Below are 20,506 nucleotides of genomic sequence, written 5' to 3'. Positions count from 1 at the left end.
GCAGTCCATGTCCTCGGCACCGAACGGTCTCTCCCCGTACCCGATCGTGCAGGCTCCCATGGCGGGCGGCGCCTCCTGTCCCGTCCTCGCCGCCGCCGTGTGCGAGGCGGGCGGACTGGGTTTCCTGGCCGGCGGCTACAAGACCGCCGACGGGATGTACCAGGAGATCAAGCAGGTGCGCGCGCTGACCCGGCGCCGTTTCGGTGTCAACCTCTTCATGCCGCAGACCGGTTACGTCGATCCGGCCGCGGTGGAGGCCTACCGCGGGCAGCTGGCCGGTGAGGCGAGCTGGTACGAGATCTCGCTCGCCGAGGAGGACATCATCGGCACCAGCGACGACGGCTACGACGCCAAGCTCGCCATCCTCCTCGAAGACCCGGTCCCGGTGGTCTCGTTCACCTTCGGCTGTCCCGCCTTCGCGGCCCTCGCCGCCCTGCGCAAGGTCGGTACGTACACCGTCGTCACGGTGACCTCCGTCGAGGAGGCCCGCAGCGCGCAGCACGCGGGCGCCGACGCGGTCTGCGTCCAGGGGGCGGAGGCCGGCGGTCACCAGGGCACCCACCGGGACGATCCGCAGATCGACGGCACGGCGACCGTGGGCCTCCTCGCGCTGGTGGCGCAGGTACGGGAGGCGGTGGCGCTCCCGATCATCGCGGCGGGAGGGGTCATGCGGGGCGCGCAGATCGCGGCCCTGCTGGCGGCCGGCGCGGAGTCGGCGCAGCTCGGGACGGCCTTCCTGGCCTGCCCGGAGTCCGGGGCGGACCCGGTGCACAAGAAGGCGCTGACGGACCCGCTGTTCGTCCGTACCGAGCTGACCCGGGCCTTCTCCGGGCGGCCGGCGCGCGGGCTGGTGAACCGCTTCATGCGCGAGCACGGGCCGTACGCCCCGGCCGCGTACCCGCAGGTCCACCACCTGACCTCGGGGCTGCGCAAGGCCGCCGCCGCGGCCGGGGACGCACAGGGCATGGCCCTGTGGGCGGGCCAGGGGCACCGGCTGGCCCGGCCGCTGCCGGCGGGGGAGCTGGTGGAGGTGCTGGCGGCCGAACTGGCCGAGGCACAGAGCACGTTGAAGGCAACGCAGATGAGGAGTGCGTCATGACCGCCCCGGTTTTCGTGGTGGAAGAGGTCCCCGCGGGGCCGGAGTTCGTCCTGGACGGCCCGGAGGGCCGGCACGCCGTGTCCGTGAAACGGCTGAACCCGGGCGAGGACGTGGTCCTCACGGACGGGCGCGGTCACTGGGCGGAGGGCGTGGTCAAGGCCGCCGAGGGCAAGGACCGGCTGGTCGTCATGGACCTGCACTCCGTCACGGAGGAGCCGGAACCGGAGGTCAGGATCACGGTGGTCCAGGCGCTTCCCAAGGGGGACCGGGGCGAGCTGGCCGTCGAGACGATGACCGAGACCGGCGTGGACGCGATCGTGCCCTGGCAGGCCTCGCGCTGCATCACGCAGTGGCGCGGCGACCGTGGCGCCAAGTCCCTGGCCAAGTGGCGGGCCACGGCCCGGGAGGCGGGCAAGCAGTCCCGCCGGGTGCGCTTCCCGGAGGTGGCCGAGGCCCTGTCCACCAAGCAGGTGGCGGCGCTGCTGGCCGGCGCCGACCTGGCGATGGTGCTCCACGAGGACCGCGACACCCCCTCGGAGGCGCTGGCGACGGCCGAGCTCCCGAAGGCCGGTTCCGTGGTGCTGGTGGTCGGCCCGGAGGGCGGTGTCTCCCCGGAGGAACTGGCGGTCTTCGCCGAGGCCGGCGCCCACCCCTACCGGCTCGGCCGCTCCGTGCTGCGCACCTCCACGGCCGGTACGGCGGCGGTCGCCGTCCTGCTGGCCCGCACGGGCCGCTGGTCCTGACGGGCGGCCGGTCCTGACGGTCCGGTGCCGACGGTCGGCTCCCGGTCGGGCCGGGCCCGTCCCGATCGGCCCGTCCGGCCGCGGACTTCGGCCCGGCGGCCCGAAATGCCCGCCCGTGGCAGGCGTCCGGCTGGATACGATGCCCGGACCGATCACCGTCACAGGAGGCGAAGCAATGGCCGGGGAACCGCAGGCCGACTGCCTGTTCTGCAAGATCGTCGCGGGGCAGATCCCCGCGACCGTGGTACGGGAGACCGAGACCACGGTCGCCTTCCGGGACATCAACCCGCAGGCGCCCACGCACGTGCTCGTCATCCCCAAGGTGCACTACCCCGACGCGGCCTCCCTCGCCGCGGCCGAGCCGGGCGTCGCCGCCGACATACTGCGCGAGGCCGGCCAGGTCGCCCTCGACGACAAGATCGTCGAACACGGTTACCGGGTCGTGTTCAACACCGGCTCCGGCGCCGGTCAGACCGTCTTCCACGCCCACGCGCACGTCCTCGGCGGCCGCGGCCTCCAGTGGCCCCCCGGATAGCACGTGTCCGTACGAGAGTTCGTGGTGCTGGGCACGGCCAGCCAGGTGCCCACCCGCCACCGCAACCACAACGGCTACCTGCTGCGCTGGGACGGCGAGGGCATCCTCTTCGACCCGGGCGAGGGCACCCAGCGCCAGATGCTGCGCGCGGGGGTGGCCGCGCACGACATCGACCGGATCTGCGTCACCCACTTCCACGGTGACCACAGCCTCGGCCTCGCCGGGGTGATCCAGCGGATCAACCTCGACCAGGTCCCGCACCCCGTCACCGCGCACTACCCGGCCTCGGGGCAGAAGTTCTTCGACCGGCTGCGCTACGCCACGGCCTACCGGGAGACCGTCGCGCTCCGCGAGGAACCGGTCTCCGCGGACGGCACGCTCGCCCAGGGGCCCTCGTACACGCTGGAGGCCCGGCTGCTCTCGCACCCCGTGGAGTCCTTCGGCTACCGGATCACCGAACCCGACGGACGCCGCATGGTGCCCGAGCTGCTCGCGCGGCACGGGATCAAGGGGCCGGACGTGGGCCGGATCCAGCGGGAGGGGCGGCTCGGCGCGGTCACCCTGGACGAGGTGAGCGAGCCCAGGCCCGGGCAGCGGTTCGCGTTCGTCATGGACACCCGGCTCTGCCCCGGCGTGGACGCGCTCGCCGAGGGCTGCGACATGCTGGTGATCGAGTCGACCTTCCTCGACGAGGACGAACGGCTGGCCACCGACCACGGGCACCTCACCGCCGGCCAGGCGGCGCGGGTGGCGCGGGACGCGGGCGTGCGGCACCTCGTGCTGACGCACTTCTCGCAGCGCTACACCGACCCGACCGAGTTCGAGCGACAGGCCCGCGCGGCCGGCTTCGAGGGCGAGCTCACGGTGGCCGCGGACCTGATGCGCGTGCCCCTGCCCAAGCGGAGCTGACGACGGCCCCGGCCCCTGCCCGGCCCCTGCCCGGCCCCGGCACGGGCGGGGCACGGGCAGGGGCCGTGTTCGCCGAGTGGTCCGAGTGACGAAGGGCCCCTCGAGCGTGATCTGCGCCACACTGGGTTTTGGTCCTGCCCGGGGCGGGCAGGGCTGGCAGCTTTCCACGGGAAAACGTCATGCAGAAACGGGCCTTCGAGAAACAACGGGGAGATCGCCGTGACCGGTCGGGACTACGAAATCCGCGCAGCCGCAGTGGACCCGCTCGGTCCGCTGCGTGACCCCCAGGAACCCGGCTGTGACGTCTTCCTGACCGGAACCGTCTTCCTCGACATCATCTTCACGGGCCTCGACTCCGCCCCGGTACGCGGTACGGAGTCCTGGGCGCGCGGCATGGGCTCCAGCCCCGGCGGCGTCGCCAACATGGCCACGGCCCTGGCCCGGCTCGGCCTGCGGACCTCGCTCGCCGCCGCCTTCGGGGACGACCACTACGGCGAGTACTGCTGGGACGCCCTCGAGCAGGGTGAGGGCATCGACCTGTCCATGTCGCACACCATCCCCGGCTGGCACAGCCCGGTCACCGTCTCGATGGCCTACGAGGGCGAGCGCACGATGGTCTCGCACGGCCACGAGGCCCCGCCGCCGGCGGGCCCCGGGCCCTTCCCGCAGTGCCCGCCGAGAGCCCGCGCGGCCGTGGCCGCGCTGGGACCCGGCCGCGGCGAGGAGTGGATCGCCGAGGCCGCCCGGCGCGGCTCGCGGATCTTCGCGGACGTGGGATGGGACGAGAGCGGCCGGTGGGACCTGGGGGCCCTGGCCGACCTGGAGCACTGCGAGGCCTTCCTGCCGAACGCGGGCGAGGCGATGCGCTACACCCGGACCGACTGCCCGAGAGCCGCGGCCCGGGCGCTGGCCGAGAAGGTGCCGATCGCGGTGGTGACGATGGGCGCGGAGGGCTCGTACGCGGTGGACGGGCGTACCGGGGAGACCGCGTACGTCCCCGGGATCACGGTGGACGAGCTGGATCCGACGGGAGCGGGCGACGTCTACGTGGCGGGCTTCGTGACCGGCACCCTGGCGGGCTGGCCGCTCACGGACCGCCTCGCCTTCGCCGGGCTGACGGCGGCCCTGTCGGTGCAGGAGTTCGGCGGCTCCCTGTCGGCCCCGGGCTGGCCGGAGGTGGCCCACTGGTGGCAGACGGCCCCGCAGGAGCTGCGCGGCCGCTACGGCTTCCTGGACGACCTGATCCCGCCGAGCGGGGCCCCGGCGGCCCGGCGCAGGGCCGTACCCACGATCGGCTTCCGGCACCCCGCCTAGGAGGTGGCCCGCGGCGCGATCCGGCGGTAAAACCCCTCGGGGAAGCAGCGGCGGAGACGTACGCTTGGTACTCCGGAGGTCGTCGATCGGCGCGGCCCCTCAGCGGGAGGTATGCGCAGGCCACAGTGCCGGCCCATGACTCAGACACCGACAGCCCACATCCCTGCGCCGGGGCAGGCGCGAGCCCACTTCACCGTTCCGGCCACGCACCCGATGGTGACCGTGCTCGGCTCGGGCGACGCCCTGTTGCGCGTGATCGAGAAGGCCTTCCCGAAGGCCGACATCCATGTTCGGGGCAATCAGGTCAGCGCGATCGGTGAAGCGGCGGAAGTCGCCCTGATCCAGCGGCTTTTCGACGAGATGATGCTGGTGCTCCGCACCGGGCAGCCGATGACGGAGGACGCAGTGGAACGCTCGATCGCCATGCTCAAGGCGAGCGGCAACGGCAATGGCGACGGGCCTGCCGAGACGCCCGCGGAGGTGCTCACCCAGAACATCCTCTCCAGCCGCGGCCGCACCATCCGACCCAAGACCCTCAACCAGAAGCGGTACGTCGACGCGATCGACAAGAACACGATCGTCTTCGGCATCGGCCCCGCCGGTACCGGCAAGACCTACCTCGCCATGGCCAAGGCCGTCCAGGCCCTCCAGTCCAAGCAGGTCAGCCGGATCATCCTGACCCGGCCCGCCGTCGAGGCGGGGGAGCGGCTCGGCTTCCTGCCGGGCACCCTCTTCGACAAGATCGACCCGTACCTGCGCCCGCTCTACGACGCGCTGCACGACATGATCGACCCCGACTCGATCCCGCGGCTGATGGCGGCCGGCACGATCGAGGTGGCCCCGCTGGCATACATGAGGGGCAGGGCTCAGCCCGTTTTTACGAAGGTGCTGACACCCGATGGCTGGCGCCCGATCGGCGATCTCCAGGTAGGCGACCTGGTCGTCGGGTCGAACGGTGAGCCCACCCCGGTTCTCGGCGTCTACCCGCAGGGTCCGAAGGACATCTACCGCGTCACGGCCCAGGACGGCTCCTGGACCCTGTGCTGCGGCGAGCACCTGTGGACGGTCCGTACGGCCTCGGACAAGCGCCGCGACAAGCCGTGGCGGGTCCTGGAGACCAAGGACATGATCGGCAACCTCCGTGCGGCCCATGCCCGCCGCTACGAGCTGCCGATGCTCACCGCTCCGGTCGCGTTCCCGGAGCGAGAGGTCCCGATGGACCCGTACGCGCTGGGTCTGCTGCTCGGCGACGGGTGCCTCACCGGCTCCACCACGCCGTCCTACGCCACAGAGGACGAGGAGCTCGTCCGCGCCCTGGAAACAGCGCTTCCTGGAGTCGCCGCACGACACAAGGGCGGGCCCGACTACGTCCTGAACAGGGTGAAGTCGCCCGGTGACGTGGTCACGCTGGAGAACCCCGTCACCCGGGTGATGCGCGAGCTCGATCTGCTCGGCAGCCGCTCGCACTCCAAGTTCGTGCCGGACGACTACCTGTTCAACACGGCAGAGGTCCGCCTCGCGGTACTCCAAGGCCTGCTCGACTCCGACGGAGGCCCGGTCACCCAGCGGGACCGTACCTGCCGCATCCAGTACTCCACGACGTCGATCGTCCTGCGCGACGATGTGATCGCCCTCGTGCAGTCCCTCGGTGGTGTCGCCTACACCCGGCGTCGCGCCGCAGAGGGGCGCAAGCAGGGCACTGCCCTGGCCGCCCACCGGCGGGATGCGCACGTCGTCGAGATCCGGCTCCCCGAGGACATCGAGCCCTTCCGCCTCGCTCGCAAGCGGGACGCGTACCACGCGGCAGGCGGAGGCGGGCGCCCGATGCGCTTCATCGACTCCATCGAGCCCGCGGGCCGCGAGGAGGCGGTGTGCATCCAGGTGGCCGCCGAGGACTCGCTGTACGTGACACAGGACTACCTGCTGACGCACAACACCCTCAATGACGCGTTCGTCGTCCTCGACGAGGCGCAGAACACGACCGCCGAGCAGATGAAGATGTTCCTGACCCGGCTCGGGTTCGACTCGAAGATCGTCGTTACCGGTGACGTCACGCAGATCGACCTGCCGGGTGGCGCCAAGAGTGGTCTGCGTCAGGTCCAGGAGATCCTGGAAGGGCTCCCGGACATCCACTTCTCGCGGCTCACCTCCGAGGATGTCGTCCGGCACAAGCTGGTCGGCCGTATCGTCGACGCGTACGAGAAGTACGACGAGAGTCAGCAGGCCCAGGACGGTCGTAACGGCCGGAACGGCCAACACGGGAAGTAGAACTCAGCGCACCATGTCGATCGACGTCAACAACGAGTCCGGAACCGAGGTCGACGAGCAGGCGATCCTCGACATCGCCCGCTACGCGCTCACCCGGATGCGGATCCACCCGCTCTCCGAGCTCTCCGTCATCGTCATCGACGAGGACGCCATGGAGCAGCTCCACATCCAGTGGATGGATCTGCCCGGTCCGACCGACGTCATGTCCTTCCCGATGGACGAACTCCGTCCGCCGTCCAAGGACGAGGAGGAGCCCCCGCAGGGGCTCCTCGGCGACATCGTGCTCTGCCCCGAGGTCGCCAAGAGGCAGGGCGAGGAAGCCCCGACGCAGCACTCCATGGACGAGGAGCTCCAGCTCCTGACCGTCCACGGAGTGCTGCACCTGCTCGGCTACGACCACGAGGAGCCGGACGAGAAGGCCGAGATGTTCGGCCTCCAGGCGGCCATCGTCGACAGCTGGCGCGGCGAGCGCGGCATCACCGGCCCGTCCCCGGCACCGACCGTCTCGTGAACGCCCCCCAGCTGATCACCGGGGCGGTCCTGCTGGTGGTGGTGGCCTGGTTCGCGGCCTGCGCCGAGTCCGGCATCGCCCGTATCTCCAGCTTCCGGGCCGAGCAGGCCGTACGGGAGGGCCGGCGCGGGAGCGAGAAGCTCGCCCAGGTCGCCGGCGACCCCACCCGCTACCTCAATGTGGCCCTGCTCGTCCGGGTCACCTGCGAGATGGCGGCGGGGGTGCTCGTCACCTACGTCTGCCTCGACGAGTTCGGCGAGAACTGGACCGCGCTGCTCGTGGCCATCGCCGTCATGGTGCTCGTGTCCTTCGTCGCCGTGGGCGTCTCCCCGCGCACGATCGGCCGCCAGCACCCGCTGAACACGGCGACGGCGGCCGCGTACGTCCTCGTCCCGCTGGCCCGGATCATGGGGCCGATCCCGCAGCTGCTGATCCTCATCGGCAACGCGCTCACGCCCGGCAAGGGTTTCCGCAAGGGGCCCTTCGCCTCCGAGGCCGAGCTGCGCGCGATGGTGGACCTCGCGGAGAAGGAATCGCTGATCGAGGACGACGAGCGCCGCATGGTGCACCAGGTCTTCGAGCTCGGCGACACGCTGGTGCGCGAGGTGATGGTGCCGCGTACCGACCTCGTCTGCATCGAGCGGTACAAGACGGTCCGTCAGGCGACCACGCTCGCGCTGCGGTCCGGCTTCTCCCGCATCCCGGTGACCGGGGAGAACGAGGACGACATAGTCGGGATCGTCTACCTGAAGGACCTGGTCCGCAAGACGCACATCAGCCGGGAGGCCGAGGCCGACCTGGTCTCGACCGCGATGCGGCCGGCCGTCTTCGTACCGGACACCAAGAACGCGGGCGATCTGCTGCGCGAGATGCAGCAGGTGCGCAACCACGTGGCCGTCGTCATCGACGAGTACGGCGGCACGGCCGGCATCGTCACCATCGAGGACATCCTCGAAGAGATCGTCGGCGAGATCACCGACGAGTACGACCGGGAACTCCCACCGGTCGAGGTCCTGGGCGAGGACCGCTACCGGGTCACCGCGCGGCTGGACATCACCGACCTCGGTGAGCTGTTCAAGGTCGAGGCCTTCGACGACGAGGACGTGGAGACGGTCGGCGGACTGCTGGCGAAGGCGCTGGGGCGGGTGCCGATCGCGGGCGCCTCGTCGGTGGTGGAACTGCCGGACGGGCGTCCGCTGCGACTGACCGCCGAGTCCCCGGCGGGCCGCCGGAACAAGATCGTGACGGTACTGGTGGAGCCGGTCGCCGCGGCGGAGGCCGCGGGGGAGGAGGGGGAATGACCCCGGAGCAACTGCGTGCGTTCTGCCTGGGCTTCAACGCGGCGGTGGAGGAGTTCCCCTTCACGCCGGAGACCTCGGTGTTCAAGGTGCTGGGCAAGGTGTTCGCGCTGACGGCGCTGGACGGGGAGCCGCTGAAGGTCAACCTGAAGTGCGACCCGGAGCTGGCGGTGCGGCTGCGCGAGGAGCACGAGGCGATCGTGCCGGGCTACCACATGAACAAGCGGCACTGGAACACGGTGACGGTGGGCGGGGTCCCCGACGCGATGCTGCGTGAGCTCGTCGAGGACTCTTACGACCTGGTGGTGGCGGGGCTGCCGCGGGCGGAGCGGCTGAAGCTCGACCGACCCTGATCGGGGCCCGGTGGGGTCGTTGCACGGCCGGACAGCGGCGCTCCCTATGCTTTCGACCATGACGGAGAGCACCGGGATCGACCCCGAGGACAGCAAGATCATCACGCTGGCGCGCAGCGCCCGGGCCCGTAACGGGGTGCCCGAGGGGGCGGCGGTGCGGGACGAGACGGGCCGCACGTACGTCGCCGGGACGGTGGAACTCGACTCCCTGAAGCTGAGCGCGCTGCAGACCGCGGTCGCGATGGCCGTGGCGAGCGGGGCGCGGTCGCTGGAGGCGGCGGCCGTCGTCACCGCGGCGGACGCCCCGGCCGACGCCGATCGTGCGGCGGTCCGCGACCTCGGAGGCCCGGACACCCCGGTCCTCCTCGCCGCCCCGGACGGCACCTTGAAGTCGACGACCCCGGCCGGCCGCTAGCCTCCCGGCGGGCCGGCCGACAACCCAGCCCTGCCGGAGCCCGACCGCGTACCGCCGCACCTTCCGTGCTGCAGGTGCGCCGGGCAACCTGACATCTCCTGATGGGCCATCAGATGATGCCGGAGCCGTGCATTGACTTCTCCCGCCCCCCGCTCGTGAATGGCCCCCTGCGCCGGGCTCGGGCGCGCGGGAACCTAAGGGGCGGGCAGTGCGAACAGGGGCGCGGAAGCGGAGATGGTCGGCGGCCGTAGGGCTGGTCGTGCTGGCGGCCACGACCGGGGGCGCGCTCGGCGCACCCGCCGCGGCCGAGGGGGAGACGCCCCCGGGCCAGGTGGACTTCCCGACCCACTGCCCGGCACCCCAGGAGGCCGGACTCCCGCCCGCGGACGGACCGACCACCGCACGCATCACCGTCGACAACCCGGCCCCGCAGGTCGGCGACACCGTCACCGTCACCTACCAGGTGCTGCGCACCCCCGCCGTCAACCCGGTCGGTGGCGAACTCCCCGCCGACGTGCTGACCCCGACCGGCCGGATCCTGCTGGCGGGCGCCCAGAGCGGCGAGGTCACGGTGGTCGGGGCCAAACGCAACGACCCCGTCCCGGCGGGCGCGGCCCTCCCCGCCGTCACGATGACCGGCACCTTCACCGTCACCGCACCCGGCGAGACCACGCTCGCCCCGGGCGGCTACACCCTGCACACCAGCCACCTGCTGGACCTGGACACCCTCTGCACCACCGACGCCGCGTCCACCGCTCCCGTCTCCGCCCGCCTGACCGCGACCGCGCTGCCGACGGCCAACCTGCGCAGCGTCTTCCTCGGCGCGGCCCAGGGTCGGCCGGGTGCCAAGGTCAAGGTCACCGCCGCCGGTTTCCCGCCGGGCGCGGTCGTCACGGTCGCCGGGCGGGCCGGCGCCGCCGAGACCACCGACCGGGTGAGCGCCACGGCCGACGAACGGGGCACGGCCCTGGTCGAGCTGCCGGTCACGGACAAGGCCACCACCGCGGTGATCGCCTACGAGGGCGCCGCCTGGTCGGCGCGCCAGGGCTCGGGTCCGGCCGCGTACACGGTCATCGACGCCGCTGTGCCGCCGGCCCCCACCGTCCAGAAGGTCACGGCCACCGTCGAGCCGGGCGTCCTGGGCATGACCCAGACCGGCGAGGACATCACCCTGGGCGCCGTCCCGTACGGCGACGGCGGCGCCGCGCCCGGCCGGATCGGGACCGTGACGGTGACCGACGCCCGCGGCGGCCCGGCCGGCTGGTCCCTGATCGGCAAGGTCACCGACTTCACCGGACCCGGCGGGATCCGCATCCCGGGCGCCTCCCTGTCCTGGACCCCGACGTGCGTGGCGGCGGCGGGCAGCCGGAGCGTCTGTACGGCGGGCAGTGCGGGCGTGGTCGGGCCGGAGGGGGCCCTCCTGGCCTCCACCCCCGACGCGGCGCTGGTCGGCGGCACCTTCACCATCGACGCCACGGTGACCCTGCGGGTACCGCCGTACACCCCGCCGGGCGCGTACACGGCGGTCCTGACCCTGACCCTGTCGTGACGGTGCGGACCGGCTCGCCGCCGCGCCGTTTCCTGGGGCTCCGCCCCGGCCACCGGGCCTTGAACGCCGGCGGGGCCGTTCTTGCCGCCGTCCTGCTCGCCCTCGTCCCCGCCGGGACGGCGACGGCGGCCGACGACGGGCAGTGGTCCGTGCTGCCCGTCGCGAACACCGTCGGGCAGCGGCCCTACTTCTACCTCGCCACCGCGCCCGGCCGGTCCGTCGCCGACGCCGTCACCCTCACCAACCGCACCGACCGGCCCCGCACCTTCCGGCTGTACGTCGCCGACGCCTACAACACCGCCCGCGACGGCGGCTTCGCCCTGCGCGGCCCCGACGAGCCGCGGCCGGCCACCGCCGCGTGGGCGAAGCTCGACCGGGACCGGGTCACCGTCGCGGCCCGCGCGTCGGTCGCCGTCGGCTTCACCCTCACCGTCCCCGACCGGGCGGAACCCGGGGACCACCCCGGCGCCGTCGTGGCCCTGGAGGAACGGCCGGCCGACGCGGCCGACGCCGGCCGGGGGATCGGCGTACAGCAGGCCGTCGCCGCCCGGCTGTACCTGCGGGTGACCGGCCCCACCGCCCCGGCCCTCACCGTCCGGGGCGTCACCGTGCACCGTCGCGGCTCCGGCGCGGACATCTCGTACACGCTCCACAACATCGGCAATGTCACCCTCCGCCCCCGGGCCACCCTCACCGCCACCGGCGCCCTCGGCCGTTCGCTCCTCGCCCACCAGCTCGGCGGGCTGCCCGCCGAGCTGCTGCCGGGTCAGGAAGTACGGCTCAGTGCCCGTTGGGAGGGCGCGCCCAGAGCGGAATGGGCCGAGGTCACCGTGCGCGCCCGGGCCGACGGAACCACAGCTCAGGGCCGTGCGGACCTCGCCGAGTACCCCTCGCTCACGGCCGTGCCGGCCCTCGTCGCCGTGATCTGGTCGGCGCTGGGAGCCGCATCGGGGAGAATGGCCCGTATGAGCGATCGTTCCCCCGAGTCCACCGCCCCGCACCGTGCGGGGTTCGCCTGCTTCGTCGGCCGCCCCAACGCGGGGAAGTCGACCCTCACCAACGCACTCGTGGGCACCAAGGTCGCGATCACCTCCAACCGGCCGCAGACCACCCGCCACACCGTTCGCGGCATCGTGCACCGCCCCGACGCCCAGCTCGTCCTCGTCGACACGCCCGGCCTCCACAAGCCGCGCACCCTGCTCGGCGAGCGCCTCAACGACGTCGTACGGACCACCTGGGCCGAGGTCGACGTCATCGGCTTCTGCCTGCCGGCCGACCAGAAGCTCGGCCCCGGCGACAAGTTCATCGCCAAGGAGCTCGCGGGGATCAAGAAGACCCCCAAGATCGCCATCATCACCAAGACCGACCTGGTCGAGTCCAAGCAGCTGGCCGAGCAGCTCCTCGCCGTGCACCAGCTCGGCGCCGAGCTCGGCTTCGAGTGGGCCGAGATCGTTCCCGTCTCGGCCGTCGGCGACACCCAGGTCCAGCTGCTGGCCGACCTGATCGCGCCGCTGCTGCCGGAGAGCCCGCCGCTGTACCCGGAGGGCGACCTCACCGACGAGCCCGAGATGGTCATGGTCGCGGAGCTGATCCGCGAGGCCGCGCTGGAGGGCGTACGCGACGAGCTCCCGCACTCCATCGCCGTGGTCGTGGAGGAGATGATCCCGCGCGAGAACCGTCCGGCGGACCGCCCGCTGCTGGACATCCACGCCAACGTCTACATCGAGCGGCCGAGCCAGAAGGGCATCATCATCGGCCCGAAGGGCTCCCGCCTGAAGGAGGTCGGGATGAAGTCGCGCAAGCACATCGAGGCGCTGCTCGGCACCCCGGTCTTCCTCGACCTGCACGTGAAGGTCGCCAAGGACTGGCAGCGGGACCCCAAGCAGCTGCGCAAGCTCGGCTTCTGAGGCGCGCACCGCACGAGGCGACAACACGACGCCGCGACGCCACGACGACGAACGGACGCCGCCCCGCAGGGGGCCGCGTCCGTTCGTCGTTCCCTCAATCCTTCGTCCGGTCCGGCTACGCGGGCCGGCGCACCCGCACCACGTTGTCCGTACGGGTTCCGGGCGTGCCGTCGGGCTGGTTCTGGACCCGCTCGGTCTCCTCGGCCCGCAGTACCTCCCAGCCCGCCGTGACCGGCTCCAGCTGCGCGAGGACCTCCTCGGGCGTGGGGAAGTGCGCCTCCTCCCGCTCCTCCTGCCACGGCGCCCAGCCCGCGTGGCCGACCACCAGCAGGGTGCCGCCGGGGGCCACGGCCGAGGCGGCCGCGCGCAGGACGGCGTCCCGCGGGAAGTCCCCGTAGTTGTGCAGGAAGCACGCCGAGACGAGGTCGAACTCCCCTTCCGGGAAGGACTCCGTCAGGTCGTGCCGGGCGAAGGTGATCCGGTCGGCGACCTTGGCCTCCGCCGCGTGCTCGGCCGCCCGGCCGCGGGCGACCCCGGAGATGTCGGTACCGGTGACCGTCCATCCGCGGCGGGCCAACCAGACGGCGTCGGCACCCTCCCCGCACCCCAGGTCCAGGGCCCGGCCCGGGGCGAGCGCGGACACCTCGTGCACCAGCATGGCGTTGGCCTCACCGCTCCAGATCCGGTCGCTCTCCCCGTAGCGGCCGTCCCAGAACGCCTCCCCGGCGGGCGGCGCGTCCGCGGGGTAGTCGTGGGAGTGCGCGTGCGTGTGGGTGTGCTCGGTCATGGGTCCCTCTTCCAGTACGAGTGCCGGTACGGCCGATGCTCCGCCCGCCCGGCGTCCTACGGCAAACTTTGTTGCCGACCCGGCAAAGAAGAACCGGAAGCGGTCAGAACTCCGCCGGCCGGCCCCGGTTCCGGGGACGGCCCGCGAGCGGGCGGGTCACTCCTCGGGCTCGGCGATCAGGGCCGTGGCCACGCGGCGGAAGCCGATGCGGGCGTAGACGCGGGCCACGTCCTCGTCGCCCGCCGAGAGGAAGACCGTACGGGCCCCGTGCGCCCGGGCCCGGGCGACGAGGGCGGCCGTGACCCCGAGGGCCAGGCCCTGGCGGCGGGCCGAGGGGAGGGTGCCGACGCCCACGACCTCCACCACGTCCCCGACCGGGTTGTACTGGCCGGCGCACAGCACCACGCCGTCCCGGACGGCCGCGGCCAGGGCCGTGGTGCCCGCCGTCAGCTTGCCGGACACCCGCGCCCTACCCTCCTCGGCCGCCGGCTGCGTCATCGCCGCCGCCAGTTCCGCGGGTCCGGCCTCGCCCACGGCCGTTCCCGGGGCCGCGAAGGCCAGGGCCGGGACGGTCACCGCGGCGGTCAGCAGCGGGTCGTCGGCGTCGAGCAGACGGACCTCCGGGTGCGGGGGAAGGGCCTCGGCCGCGGGGTCCAGGACCATGAGGGGGTGCGCGTGGACCCGCAGTCCCGCGGCCTCCACCGCGGCCCGTAGCGAGGGGCTGGTTTCGGCCACCCACTCGAAGGCCTCGGGCACCTTCAGCTCCCGCTGGCGTTCCCAGACCCGTTCCACGTCGGCCCGGGTCGCCTCGGGGCCGCCGAGCGTGGGCCGCGCGTAGTACGGCCAGCCCGTGCCCTCCTGGACGAACAGGGTCAGTGGGCCGAAGTCCTCGGCGCGGGCCCCGCCCACCCGCGGCACCGTGTCGTAGTACCGCTCCAGCTCGGACAGCGTCGAATCGATCATGTGGTTGGTCATTCGGCCATCCAAACAAAGCGGCGCCGGCCGGGCACCTGCTTTCCCGGCCGGCTCAGGCGCCCTCCTTCAGGACGCGCGAGATCAGCGCCCGCTGGGCGTCCGACAGGTGCGGCTCCGCGCACGCCACCGTCCGACCGTCCACCGTGATCCGGTACGAGAAGCCGTCCCGGACCCGGTCCGCCGGGTCGCCCGGCGGGGTGGGTCGCAAGGCGAGCTGGGCCAGGGCCCGCCACTCGTCCTCGTCCGGCCGGCCCGCGGTGTCCACCTCGGCCCGGCGCTCGATGCCCGCGAAACCGCCCGTCCGTACCACCTGAATGCGCATGGGAGCCCTCTACCCCGCGAGCGGGACACCCACCGCGGACCACGCCTTCTGGAGTGCCTGGTGCTCGGCGCCGCCGTCCCCGTACCGGGTCACGGCCGCCGCCGTCGAGAGCCGCGCGAAGTCCGCGAAGTCCGCGTTCTCGGCGAGCCGCCCGCCGGTCAGGGTGTCGTACCAGATCTGTCCGGCCCGCTCCCAGGCCTTGCCGCCCAGCTCGGTCGCCACGATGTAGAAGGCGTGGTTGGGGATGCCCGAGTTGATGTGGACGCCGCCGTTGTCGCTGTGGGTGTTCACGTAGTCGTCCATCGTGGCCGGCTGCGGGTCCTTGCCGAGCTCGTCGTCGTCGTACGCGGTGCCGGGTGCCTTCATGGAGCGCAGTGCGACCCCGGTGACGTCGGGACCGAGCAGCCCGGCCCCGATCAGCCAGTCGGCCTGCTCGGCGGTCTGCTCCAGCGAGTACTGCTTGATCAGCGAGCCGAAGACGTCGGACATCGACTCGTTCAGGGCGCCGGACTGGCCGCGGTAGGTCAGGTTCGCCGTGTACTGGGTGACCCCGTGGGTCAGCTCGTGCCCGATGACGTCCACGGACACGGTGAAGTCGAGGAAGAGGTCCCCGTCCCCGTCGCCGAAGACCATCTGCCGGCCGTCCCAGAAGGCGTTGTTGTAGTCCTCGCTGTAATGGACGGTCGCGTCCAGGGCGAGCCCGGCGTCGTCGATGGAGCGCCGACCGAAGCCCTTGAGGAACAGGTCGTAGGTGGCCCCGAGCCCGGCGTAGGCGCGGTTGACCGTGGCGTCCTTGCTCAGCGGGTCGCCCTCGCCCCGGACCTTCTTCCCGGGCAGCCGGGTGCGGTGCTGGGCGTCGTAGACGGTCCGGTCCGGATCGTCGGAGGCCGTCACGGCGAGGGTGGGCACGACTCCCCGGACGGCGGTGACCCGGCGCCGGGTACGCAGCAGGGAGTCGCGCTCCAGGGTGCGCTGGGCGAGGTCGGCGCGGCGGGAGTCCTCGGAGCGGGCGGCCTTGTCGAGGAGGTGCGGCGGTACGACGGTGCAGAAGACGGGGTGATGGCGGTGGGTGTGGGAGGCATCCATGCCCGGCAATGTGGCAGTGGGTCATGACGCTGTCACTACCTGCGACCATGATTCATTCACTTGTCTGAAAGTGGCGACGCTGGATTGACGGAACAACCGGACCTGACGGGAGCGAACGAGGTTTGGCTCACATTTGGGGCAAATCGGACCCCCGGGTCTTGCATACTGGAACAGGTCCTCGCGTAACGGCGCGGCTCGGCTAGGCTCGGCCCATCATGCGTTTCGGGCTGCTTCTCCTTAGCTGCCGCGGCGAGGGTCTGTAGTCGTAGGCCGACCCCCTCCCCGCGGAGTTCGGTGTTGCGGTTTTCACTACCGTCGTCGGCCGTCCCAGCGAACTACACGCGGACACGCGAGGAGCCCAACGCCATGAGCCAGCAGCCTTTTGTCGGTCGCCCCACGCCCATCACGAACGCGACCCACACCCAGAAGACCTCCGGGATGCCGATCCACAAGTACGGCTCGTACGAGCAGGTGGACATCCCGGACCGGACCTGGCCGGACGCCCGCGTCACCAAGGCCCCCCGCTGGCTCTCCACCGACCTGCGCGACGGCAACCAGTCGCTGATCGACCCGATGACCCCCGCCCGCAAGCGCGAGATGTTCGACCTGCTGGTGCGCATGGGCTACAAGGAGATCGAGGTCGGTTTCCCCTCCTCCGGCGAGACCGACTTCGCCTTCGTGCGCTCCATCATCGAAGAGGGCGCGATCCCGGACGACGTCACCATCTCCGTACTGACCCAGGCCCGCGAGGACCTGATCGAGCGGACCGTGGAGTCCCTGGTCGGCGCGAAGCGCGCCACCGTCCACCTGTACAACGCGACCGCCCCGACCTTCCGCCGGGTCGTCTTCCGCGGCTCCAAGGAGCAGATCAAGCAGATCGCCGTCGACGGCACCCGCCTGGTCGTGGAGTACGCCGACAAGCTGCTGGGTCCCGAGACCACCTTCGGCTACCAGTACAGCCCGGAGATCTTCACCGACACCGAGCTGGACTTCGCCCTGGAGGTCTGCGAGGCCGTCTGTGACGTCTGGCAGCCTGCCGAGGGCCGCGAGATCATCCTGAACCTGCCCGCCACCGTGGAGCGTTCGACGCCGTCCACGCACGCGGACCGCTTCGAGTGGATGGCGCGCAACCTGACCCGCCGCGAGCACATCTGCATCTCCGTGCACCCGCACAACGACCGGGGCACCGCCGTCGCCGCCGCCGAGCTGGCCCTGATGGCCGGCGCCGACCGCATCGAGGGCTGCCTGTTCGGGCAGGGCGAGCGCACCGGCAACGTCGACCTGATCACCCTGGGCATGAACCTGTTCTCCCAGGGGATCGACCCGCAGATCGACTTCTCGCAGATCGACGAGATCCGTCGCACCAGCGAGTACTGCAACCAGATGGAGGTCCACCCGCGCCACCCCTACGCGGGCGACCTCGTGTACACCGCCTTCTCCGGCTCCCACCAGGACGCCATCAAGAAGGGCTTCGACGCCATGGAGGCCGACGCGGCCGCCCAGGGCAAGACCGTCGATGATCTCGAGTGGGCCGTTCCGTACCTGCCGATCGACCCGAAGGACGTCGGCCGTTCCTACGAGGCGGTCATCCGGGTCAACTCGCAGTCCGGCAAGGGCGGCATCGCCTACGTCCTGAAGAACGACCACAAGCTGGACCTGCCGCGCCGCATGCAGATCGAGTTCTCCCGGATCATCCAGGCCAAGACCGACTCCGAAGGCGGAGAGGTCACGCCGAAGGCGATCTGGTCGGTCTTCGAGGACGAGTACCTGCCCAACCCCGAGAACCCGTGGGGCCGCATCCAGCTGCGCTCCGGTTCGACGGCCACCGACAAGGACGGCACGGACACCCTGACCGTCGAGGCGGTCGTGGACGGTGTGGAGACGGTCCTGGACGGCACCGGCAACGGTCCGATCTCGGCCTTCTTCGACGCGCTGGCCGGCATCGGCATCGACGCCCGCCTGCTGGACTACACCGAGCACACCATGAGCGAGGGCGCCTCCGCCGTGGCCGCCTCGTACATCGAGTGCGCGATCGACGGCCGCGTCCTGTGGGGCATCGGCATCGACGCCAACACCACCCGCGCCTCCCTGAAGGCGGTCATCTCCGCCGTCAACCGCGCGGGCCGCTGACCGCTCGTACGTGAGCCCCGCCCCTTCCTCCGGGAAGGCGGCGGGGCTCCGTCGTTCCCCACCGTTCCCCACCGTTCCCCGTCGTTCCCCCGCGGGCCGGCGGGGAGGGCGGGCTCAGCGGGCCAGGTAGCCGCCGTCCACCGGCAGGATCACGCCCGTCACGAACGAGGCCGCGTCCGAGGCCAGGAAGGCGATCACGCGGGCCACCTCCTCCGGCTCCCCGAGCCGGCCCATCGGGTGCGCCCCCGTGATCTCCGACAGGTACTCCGGCCCGCCCGGCTCGTCCCGCAGCGCGATCACCCGCTCCGTACGGATGGTTCCCGGTGCCACCGCGTTGACCCGGATCCCGTGCGCGGCCCACTCCACCGCGAGGTGCTTGGTCAGCCCCGACGCCACGAACTTCGCGGGTCCGTACGCGGCCTGGCGGGCCTGCCCGGCCACCCCCGAGATCGACGACACGCAGACCAGAGCCCCACCGGGGCGCGGCTGCGCGGTCATCGCCTCGATGGCGTACTTGCAGGTCAGGAACATGCCGCGGCCGTCGATCGCCATGACGTGGTCCCAGTCCTCGGGACTGGTCTCGCGTACGTCGGAGAGGGGGAGCACCCCGGCGTTCGCCACGGCGACGTCCAGGCGCCCGTAGGCCCCGACGGCGGCCGCGACCATCGCGCGATTGGCCTCCGGATCGGCGACGTCACCGGCGACCGCGGTGATCGCGTACCCCTCGGCGGCCAGTTCCGTACGCAGGGCCTCCACCCCGGGGCCATTGATGTCGGCCGCGGTCACCCGGGCCCCGGAACGGGCCAGCAGCAGGGCGGTGGCCCGGCCGATCCCGCTCGCGGCGCCGGTGACCAGACAGGACTTCTCGTTCATGCGGCGAACCCTAGAGGGAGCGGGCGGGGGGCGGGGGGACGTCGGGGACGCAGACCGGCCAAGTCCGGGGCCGGGGACATGTTGTCTTGTCACACGACTGACGCATCCTCATCGATGTGGCTAACATCACGCCAACCCGGCGATGTTGCCGGAAGGTTACGGAGGTGCGACGTGCTGCCAGTTCGGGGTGGGGACGGCCGGAAGCTGACGGTCTGGGGCACCCGTACCACCTGGAGCACCGTGGGCGACGGGGAGTTCTTCTGCCCCGCCTGCGGTGGCGACCGCAATTACCGCAGGCGGACCGGGCGGCGCCGGTTCACCGTCCTCGGGGTGCCGCTGCTGCCCCGCGGGCAGGCCGGGCCTGTCATCGAGTGCCAGGGCTGCCGCGCGCGCTTCGCCACCGACGTCCTGGACCACCTCACCACGACCCGGTTCACGGCTCTCCTGCGCGATGCCGTGCACACCGTGGCGCTGGCCGTGCTCACCGCGGGCGGGACGGCCTCGCGCAGCGCGCTGGAGGCCGCCGTGGGCGCCGTACGGGCCGCGGGCTTCCAGGAGTGCACCGAGGAGCAGCTGGAGTCCCTCGTGGAGGCGCTGTCCATGGACGAGGGCCGGCAAGGGCTGTACGACGTCCCGGAGTGCTGTGGGGCGGCGCTGTCGATAGAGCTCCACGAGGCCCTGGAACCGCTGGCCCCGCACCTGGCCGGCCCGGGGCGTGAATCGATCCTGCTCCAGGGGGCCCGTATCGCGCTCGCGGACGGCCCGTACACCCCGGCCGAGCGCGAGGTGCTCGCGACGGTCGGCTCGGCGCTGCGGATCGACACGGACGAGGTGACCCGACTGCTGTCGGCGGTACGCGCTCCCTGAGGGGGTGTGCCACGGATCCCGCACGAGCGGCCCCGCGCGAATCCCCCGCGCGGGCCCGTTTCGTGTCCGACCGGTGGACTCCGGAGGGGCTCGTTCCGTCCGAAACGGGCCTCCGCGACGTAACGATCCGGCCTCGCAGGGCCTGTTTCGGGACGGGTGAACGTCGTGTGAAGGGTGTGGGCGCAGGCTCCGTGCCCGATGTGTCCACCAGTCGGACGGTCGGAACAGGGCCTTCGGGTTTGCCCGTCCGAAGGGCTGCAAAGGCCGTACGCGCACGTCACGGTGTATGTGCTTCACGGTCGCGCGGCGGGAACACCTGGCTCCGCACCCCTGCGCGCATACCCCCGCCGAGAGCTGCGCACCACTGGAGAAACCTACAGATCCGACGGGCCTGAACGTCAACAGTTTGTCGAAGTCGACGATATGTGTGGCGCCTCCCACAGGCGTTCAATTCCGGTCACACGACAAGACGGCGCCGTTAACACAGCGCGGCTTCGATTCACCTCAGCGTGAATGCACTGACAACCCTGGCGTACCAACGGGTTAGCGACCCACTACGCCCAGG

General features: G+C 72.0%; 19 protein-coding genes and 1 pseudogene. 15 read left to right on the top strand and 5 right to left on the bottom strand.

Features of this window, described 5'->3' with window-relative positions; genetic code table 11:
* Positions 1-7 precede the first annotated feature (7 nt).
* The 13 genes and pseudogenes from AB8A24_RS15115 to era all read left to right on the top strand — a co-directional run bounded on the left by AB8A24_RS15115 (position 8) and on the right by era (position 12,901).
* Complete coding sequence (locus tag AB8A24_RS15115) at positions 8-1,099, top strand: nitronate monooxygenase (protein ID WP_266391290.1); 1,092 nt, start codon at positions 8-10, stop codon at positions 1,097-1,099.
* Positions 1,096-1,842, top strand: coding sequence for a 16S rRNA (uracil(1498)-N(3))-methyltransferase (locus AB8A24_RS15110; RefSeq protein ID WP_328963403.1), 747 nt, complete (start codon positions 1,096-1,098; stop codon positions 1,840-1,842). The genes AB8A24_RS15115 and AB8A24_RS15110 overlap by 4 nt, the downstream gene beginning before the upstream one ends.
* A 175-nt stretch (positions 1,843-2,017) precedes the next feature.
* Complete coding sequence (locus AB8A24_RS15105) at positions 2,018-2,377, top strand: histidine triad nucleotide-binding protein (protein WP_328963404.1); 360 nt, start codon at positions 2,018-2,020, stop codon at positions 2,375-2,377.
* A 3-nt stretch (positions 2,378-2,380) separates the two neighbouring features.
* Positions 2,381-3,286 carry a ribonuclease Z gene (locus AB8A24_RS15100; protein WP_328963405.1) on the top strand — a complete coding sequence of 302 codons (906 nt, stop codon included), beginning with the start codon at positions 2,381-2,383 and terminating at the stop codon, positions 3,284-3,286.
* A 219-nt stretch (positions 3,287-3,505) separates the two neighbouring features.
* On the top strand, positions 3,506-4,600 hold the full coding sequence (locus AB8A24_RS15095) for a carbohydrate kinase family protein (RefSeq protein WP_369476046.1): 1,095 nt from the start codon (positions 3,506-3,508) through the stop codon (positions 4,598-4,600).
* Positions 4,601-4,735: 135 nt separating this feature from the next.
* The gene (locus AB8A24_RS15090) at positions 4,736-6,868 is read left to right on the top strand and encodes a PhoH family protein (protein ID WP_328963407.1); all 2,133 of its coding nucleotides are present in this window, start codon (positions 4,736-4,738) and stop codon (positions 6,866-6,868) included.
* 13 nt (positions 6,869-6,881) lie between these two features.
* Positions 6,882-7,379 (top strand): rRNA maturation RNase YbeY, encoded by a 498-nt coding sequence (ybeY, locus tag AB8A24_RS15085; protein WP_328963408.1) that lies wholly within the window; start codon positions 6,882-6,884, stop codon positions 7,377-7,379.
* The gene (locus AB8A24_RS15080; protein WP_328963409.1) at positions 7,376-8,680 is read left to right on the top strand and encodes a hemolysin family protein; all 1,305 of its coding nucleotides are present in this window, start codon (positions 7,376-7,378) and stop codon (positions 8,678-8,680) included. Before ybeY ends, AB8A24_RS15080 begins: the two co-directional genes overlap by 4 nt.
* Positions 8,677-9,030, top strand: a complete 354-nt coding sequence (locus AB8A24_RS15075) for an MmcQ/YjbR family DNA-binding protein (protein WP_266391279.1) — start codon at positions 8,677-8,679, stop codon at positions 9,028-9,030. Before AB8A24_RS15080 ends, AB8A24_RS15075 begins: the two co-directional genes overlap by 4 nt.
* A 58-nt stretch (positions 9,031-9,088) precedes the next feature.
* Complete coding sequence (locus AB8A24_RS15070; RefSeq protein WP_328963410.1) at positions 9,089-9,445, top strand: cytidine deaminase; 357 nt, start codon at positions 9,089-9,091, stop codon at positions 9,443-9,445.
* Positions 9,446-9,653: 208 nt separating this feature from the next.
* Positions 9,654-10,994, top strand: a complete 1,341-nt coding sequence (locus AB8A24_RS15065) for a beta-xylosidase (protein WP_369476042.1) — start codon at positions 9,654-9,656, stop codon at positions 10,992-10,994.
* Positions 10,991-11,407 (top strand): annotated as a pseudogene (locus AB8A24_RS15060) (hypothetical protein); the annotation flags it as partial. The gene AB8A24_RS15065 and the pseudogene AB8A24_RS15060, both read left to right, overlap by 4 nt.
* A gap of 552 nt (positions 11,408-11,959) precedes the next feature.
* Positions 11,960-12,901 (top strand): GTPase Era, encoded by a 942-nt coding sequence (gene era, locus AB8A24_RS15055; protein ID WP_181382474.1) that lies wholly within the window; start codon positions 11,960-11,962, stop codon positions 12,899-12,901.
* 115 nt (positions 12,902-13,016) lie between these two features.
* Here the strand turns inward: era and AB8A24_RS15050 are convergent, their stop codons facing one another.
* The 4 genes from AB8A24_RS15050 to AB8A24_RS15035 form a co-directional block, all read right to left on the bottom strand.
* Complete coding sequence (locus tag AB8A24_RS15050; RefSeq protein ID WP_369476040.1) at positions 13,017-13,688, bottom strand: class I SAM-dependent methyltransferase; 672 nt, start codon at positions 13,686-13,688, stop codon at positions 13,017-13,019.
* Positions 13,689-13,844: 156 nt separating this feature from the next.
* Positions 13,845-14,663 (bottom strand): GNAT family N-acetyltransferase, encoded by an 819-nt coding sequence (locus AB8A24_RS15045; protein WP_328963413.1) that lies wholly within the window; start codon positions 14,661-14,663, stop codon positions 13,845-13,847.
* 52 nt (positions 14,664-14,715) lie between these two features.
* On the bottom strand, positions 14,716-14,985 hold the full coding sequence (locus tag AB8A24_RS15040) for a protealysin inhibitor emfourin (protein WP_328963414.1): 270 nt from the start codon (positions 14,983-14,985) through the stop codon (positions 14,716-14,718).
* A gap of 9 nt (positions 14,986-14,994) precedes the next feature.
* Positions 14,995-16,071, bottom strand: coding sequence for a M4 family metallopeptidase (locus tag AB8A24_RS15035; protein WP_328963415.1), 1,077 nt, complete (start codon positions 16,069-16,071; stop codon positions 14,995-14,997).
* Between the two features lie 366 nt (positions 16,072-16,437).
* On the opposite strand from AB8A24_RS15035, the gene leuA reads away from it, so the two are divergent.
* Complete coding sequence (gene leuA / locus AB8A24_RS15030; RefSeq protein WP_369476036.1) at positions 16,438-18,201, top strand: 2-isopropylmalate synthase; 1,764 nt, start codon at positions 16,438-16,440, stop codon at positions 18,199-18,201.
* A 114-nt stretch (positions 18,202-18,315) separates the two neighbouring features.
* On the opposite strand, the gene AB8A24_RS15025 is transcribed toward leuA, so the two are convergent.
* The gene (locus AB8A24_RS15025) at positions 18,316-19,074 is read right to left on the bottom strand and encodes an SDR family NAD(P)-dependent oxidoreductase (RefSeq protein ID WP_328963417.1); all 759 of its coding nucleotides are present in this window, start codon (positions 19,072-19,074) and stop codon (positions 18,316-18,318) included.
* A gap of 171 nt (positions 19,075-19,245) precedes the next feature.
* Between AB8A24_RS15025 and AB8A24_RS15020 the strand changes: the two genes are divergently transcribed.
* The gene (locus AB8A24_RS15020) at positions 19,246-19,941 is read left to right on the top strand and encodes a TerB family tellurite resistance protein (RefSeq protein WP_369476034.1); all 696 of its coding nucleotides are present in this window, start codon (positions 19,246-19,248) and stop codon (positions 19,939-19,941) included.
* Positions 19,942-20,506: the final 565 nt, after the last annotated feature.

Origin of the sequence: Streptomyces sp. BF23-19, from assembly GCF_041106355.1 — a bacterium.
Classification (GTDB): Bacteria; Actinomycetota; Actinomycetes; order Streptomycetales; family Streptomycetaceae; genus Streptomyces; species Streptomyces virginiae_A.
The sequence above is the reverse complement of the archived record's forward strand: the minus strand, read 5'-3'. Positions and strand labels throughout refer to the sequence as shown.

Bases quoted from the DNA above. Each gene is read 5' to 3' on its own strand.
- AB8A24_RS15075 (WP_266391279.1), top strand. From the start codon at position 8,677: ATGACCCCGGAGCAACTGCGTGCGTTCTGCCTGGGCTTCAACGCGGCG.
- AB8A24_RS15040 (WP_328963414.1), bottom strand. From the start codon at position 14,985: ATGCGCATTCAGGTGGTACGGACGGGCGGTTTCGCGGGCATCGAGCGC.
- AB8A24_RS15025 (WP_328963417.1), bottom strand. From the start codon at position 19,074: ATGAACGAGAAGTCCTGTCTGGTCACCGGCGCCGCGAGCGGGATCGGC.
- AB8A24_RS15045 (WP_328963413.1), bottom strand. From the start codon at position 14,663: ATGACCAACCACATGATCGATTCGACGCTGTCCGAGCTGGAGCGGTAC.
- AB8A24_RS15050 (WP_369476040.1), bottom strand. From the start codon at position 13,688: ATGACCGAGCACACCCACACGCACGCGCACTCCCACGACTACCCCGCG.
- AB8A24_RS15105 (WP_328963404.1), top strand. From the start codon at position 2,018: ATGGCCGGGGAACCGCAGGCCGACTGCCTGTTCTGCAAGATCGTCGCG.
- AB8A24_RS15110 (WP_328963403.1), top strand. From the start codon at position 1,096: ATGACCGCCCCGGTTTTCGTGGTGGAAGAGGTCCCCGCGGGGCCGGAG.
- AB8A24_RS15090 (WP_328963407.1), top strand. From the start codon at position 4,736: ATGACTCAGACACCGACAGCCCACATCCCTGCGCCGGGGCAGGCGCGA.
- leuA (WP_369476036.1), top strand. From the start codon at position 16,438: ATGAGCCAGCAGCCTTTTGTCGGTCGCCCCACGCCCATCACGAACGCG.
- era (WP_181382474.1), top strand. From the start codon at position 11,960: ATGAGCGATCGTTCCCCCGAGTCCACCGCCCCGCACCGTGCGGGGTTC.
- AB8A24_RS15115 (WP_266391290.1), top strand. From the start codon at position 8: ATGTCCTCGGCACCGAACGGTCTCTCCCCGTACCCGATCGTGCAGGCT.
- ybeY (WP_328963408.1), top strand. From the start codon at position 6,882: ATGTCGATCGACGTCAACAACGAGTCCGGAACCGAGGTCGACGAGCAG.
- AB8A24_RS15035 (WP_328963415.1), bottom strand. From the start codon at position 16,071: ATGGATGCCTCCCACACCCACCGCCATCACCCCGTCTTCTGCACCGTC.
- AB8A24_RS15070 (WP_328963410.1), top strand. From the start codon at position 9,089: ATGACGGAGAGCACCGGGATCGACCCCGAGGACAGCAAGATCATCACG.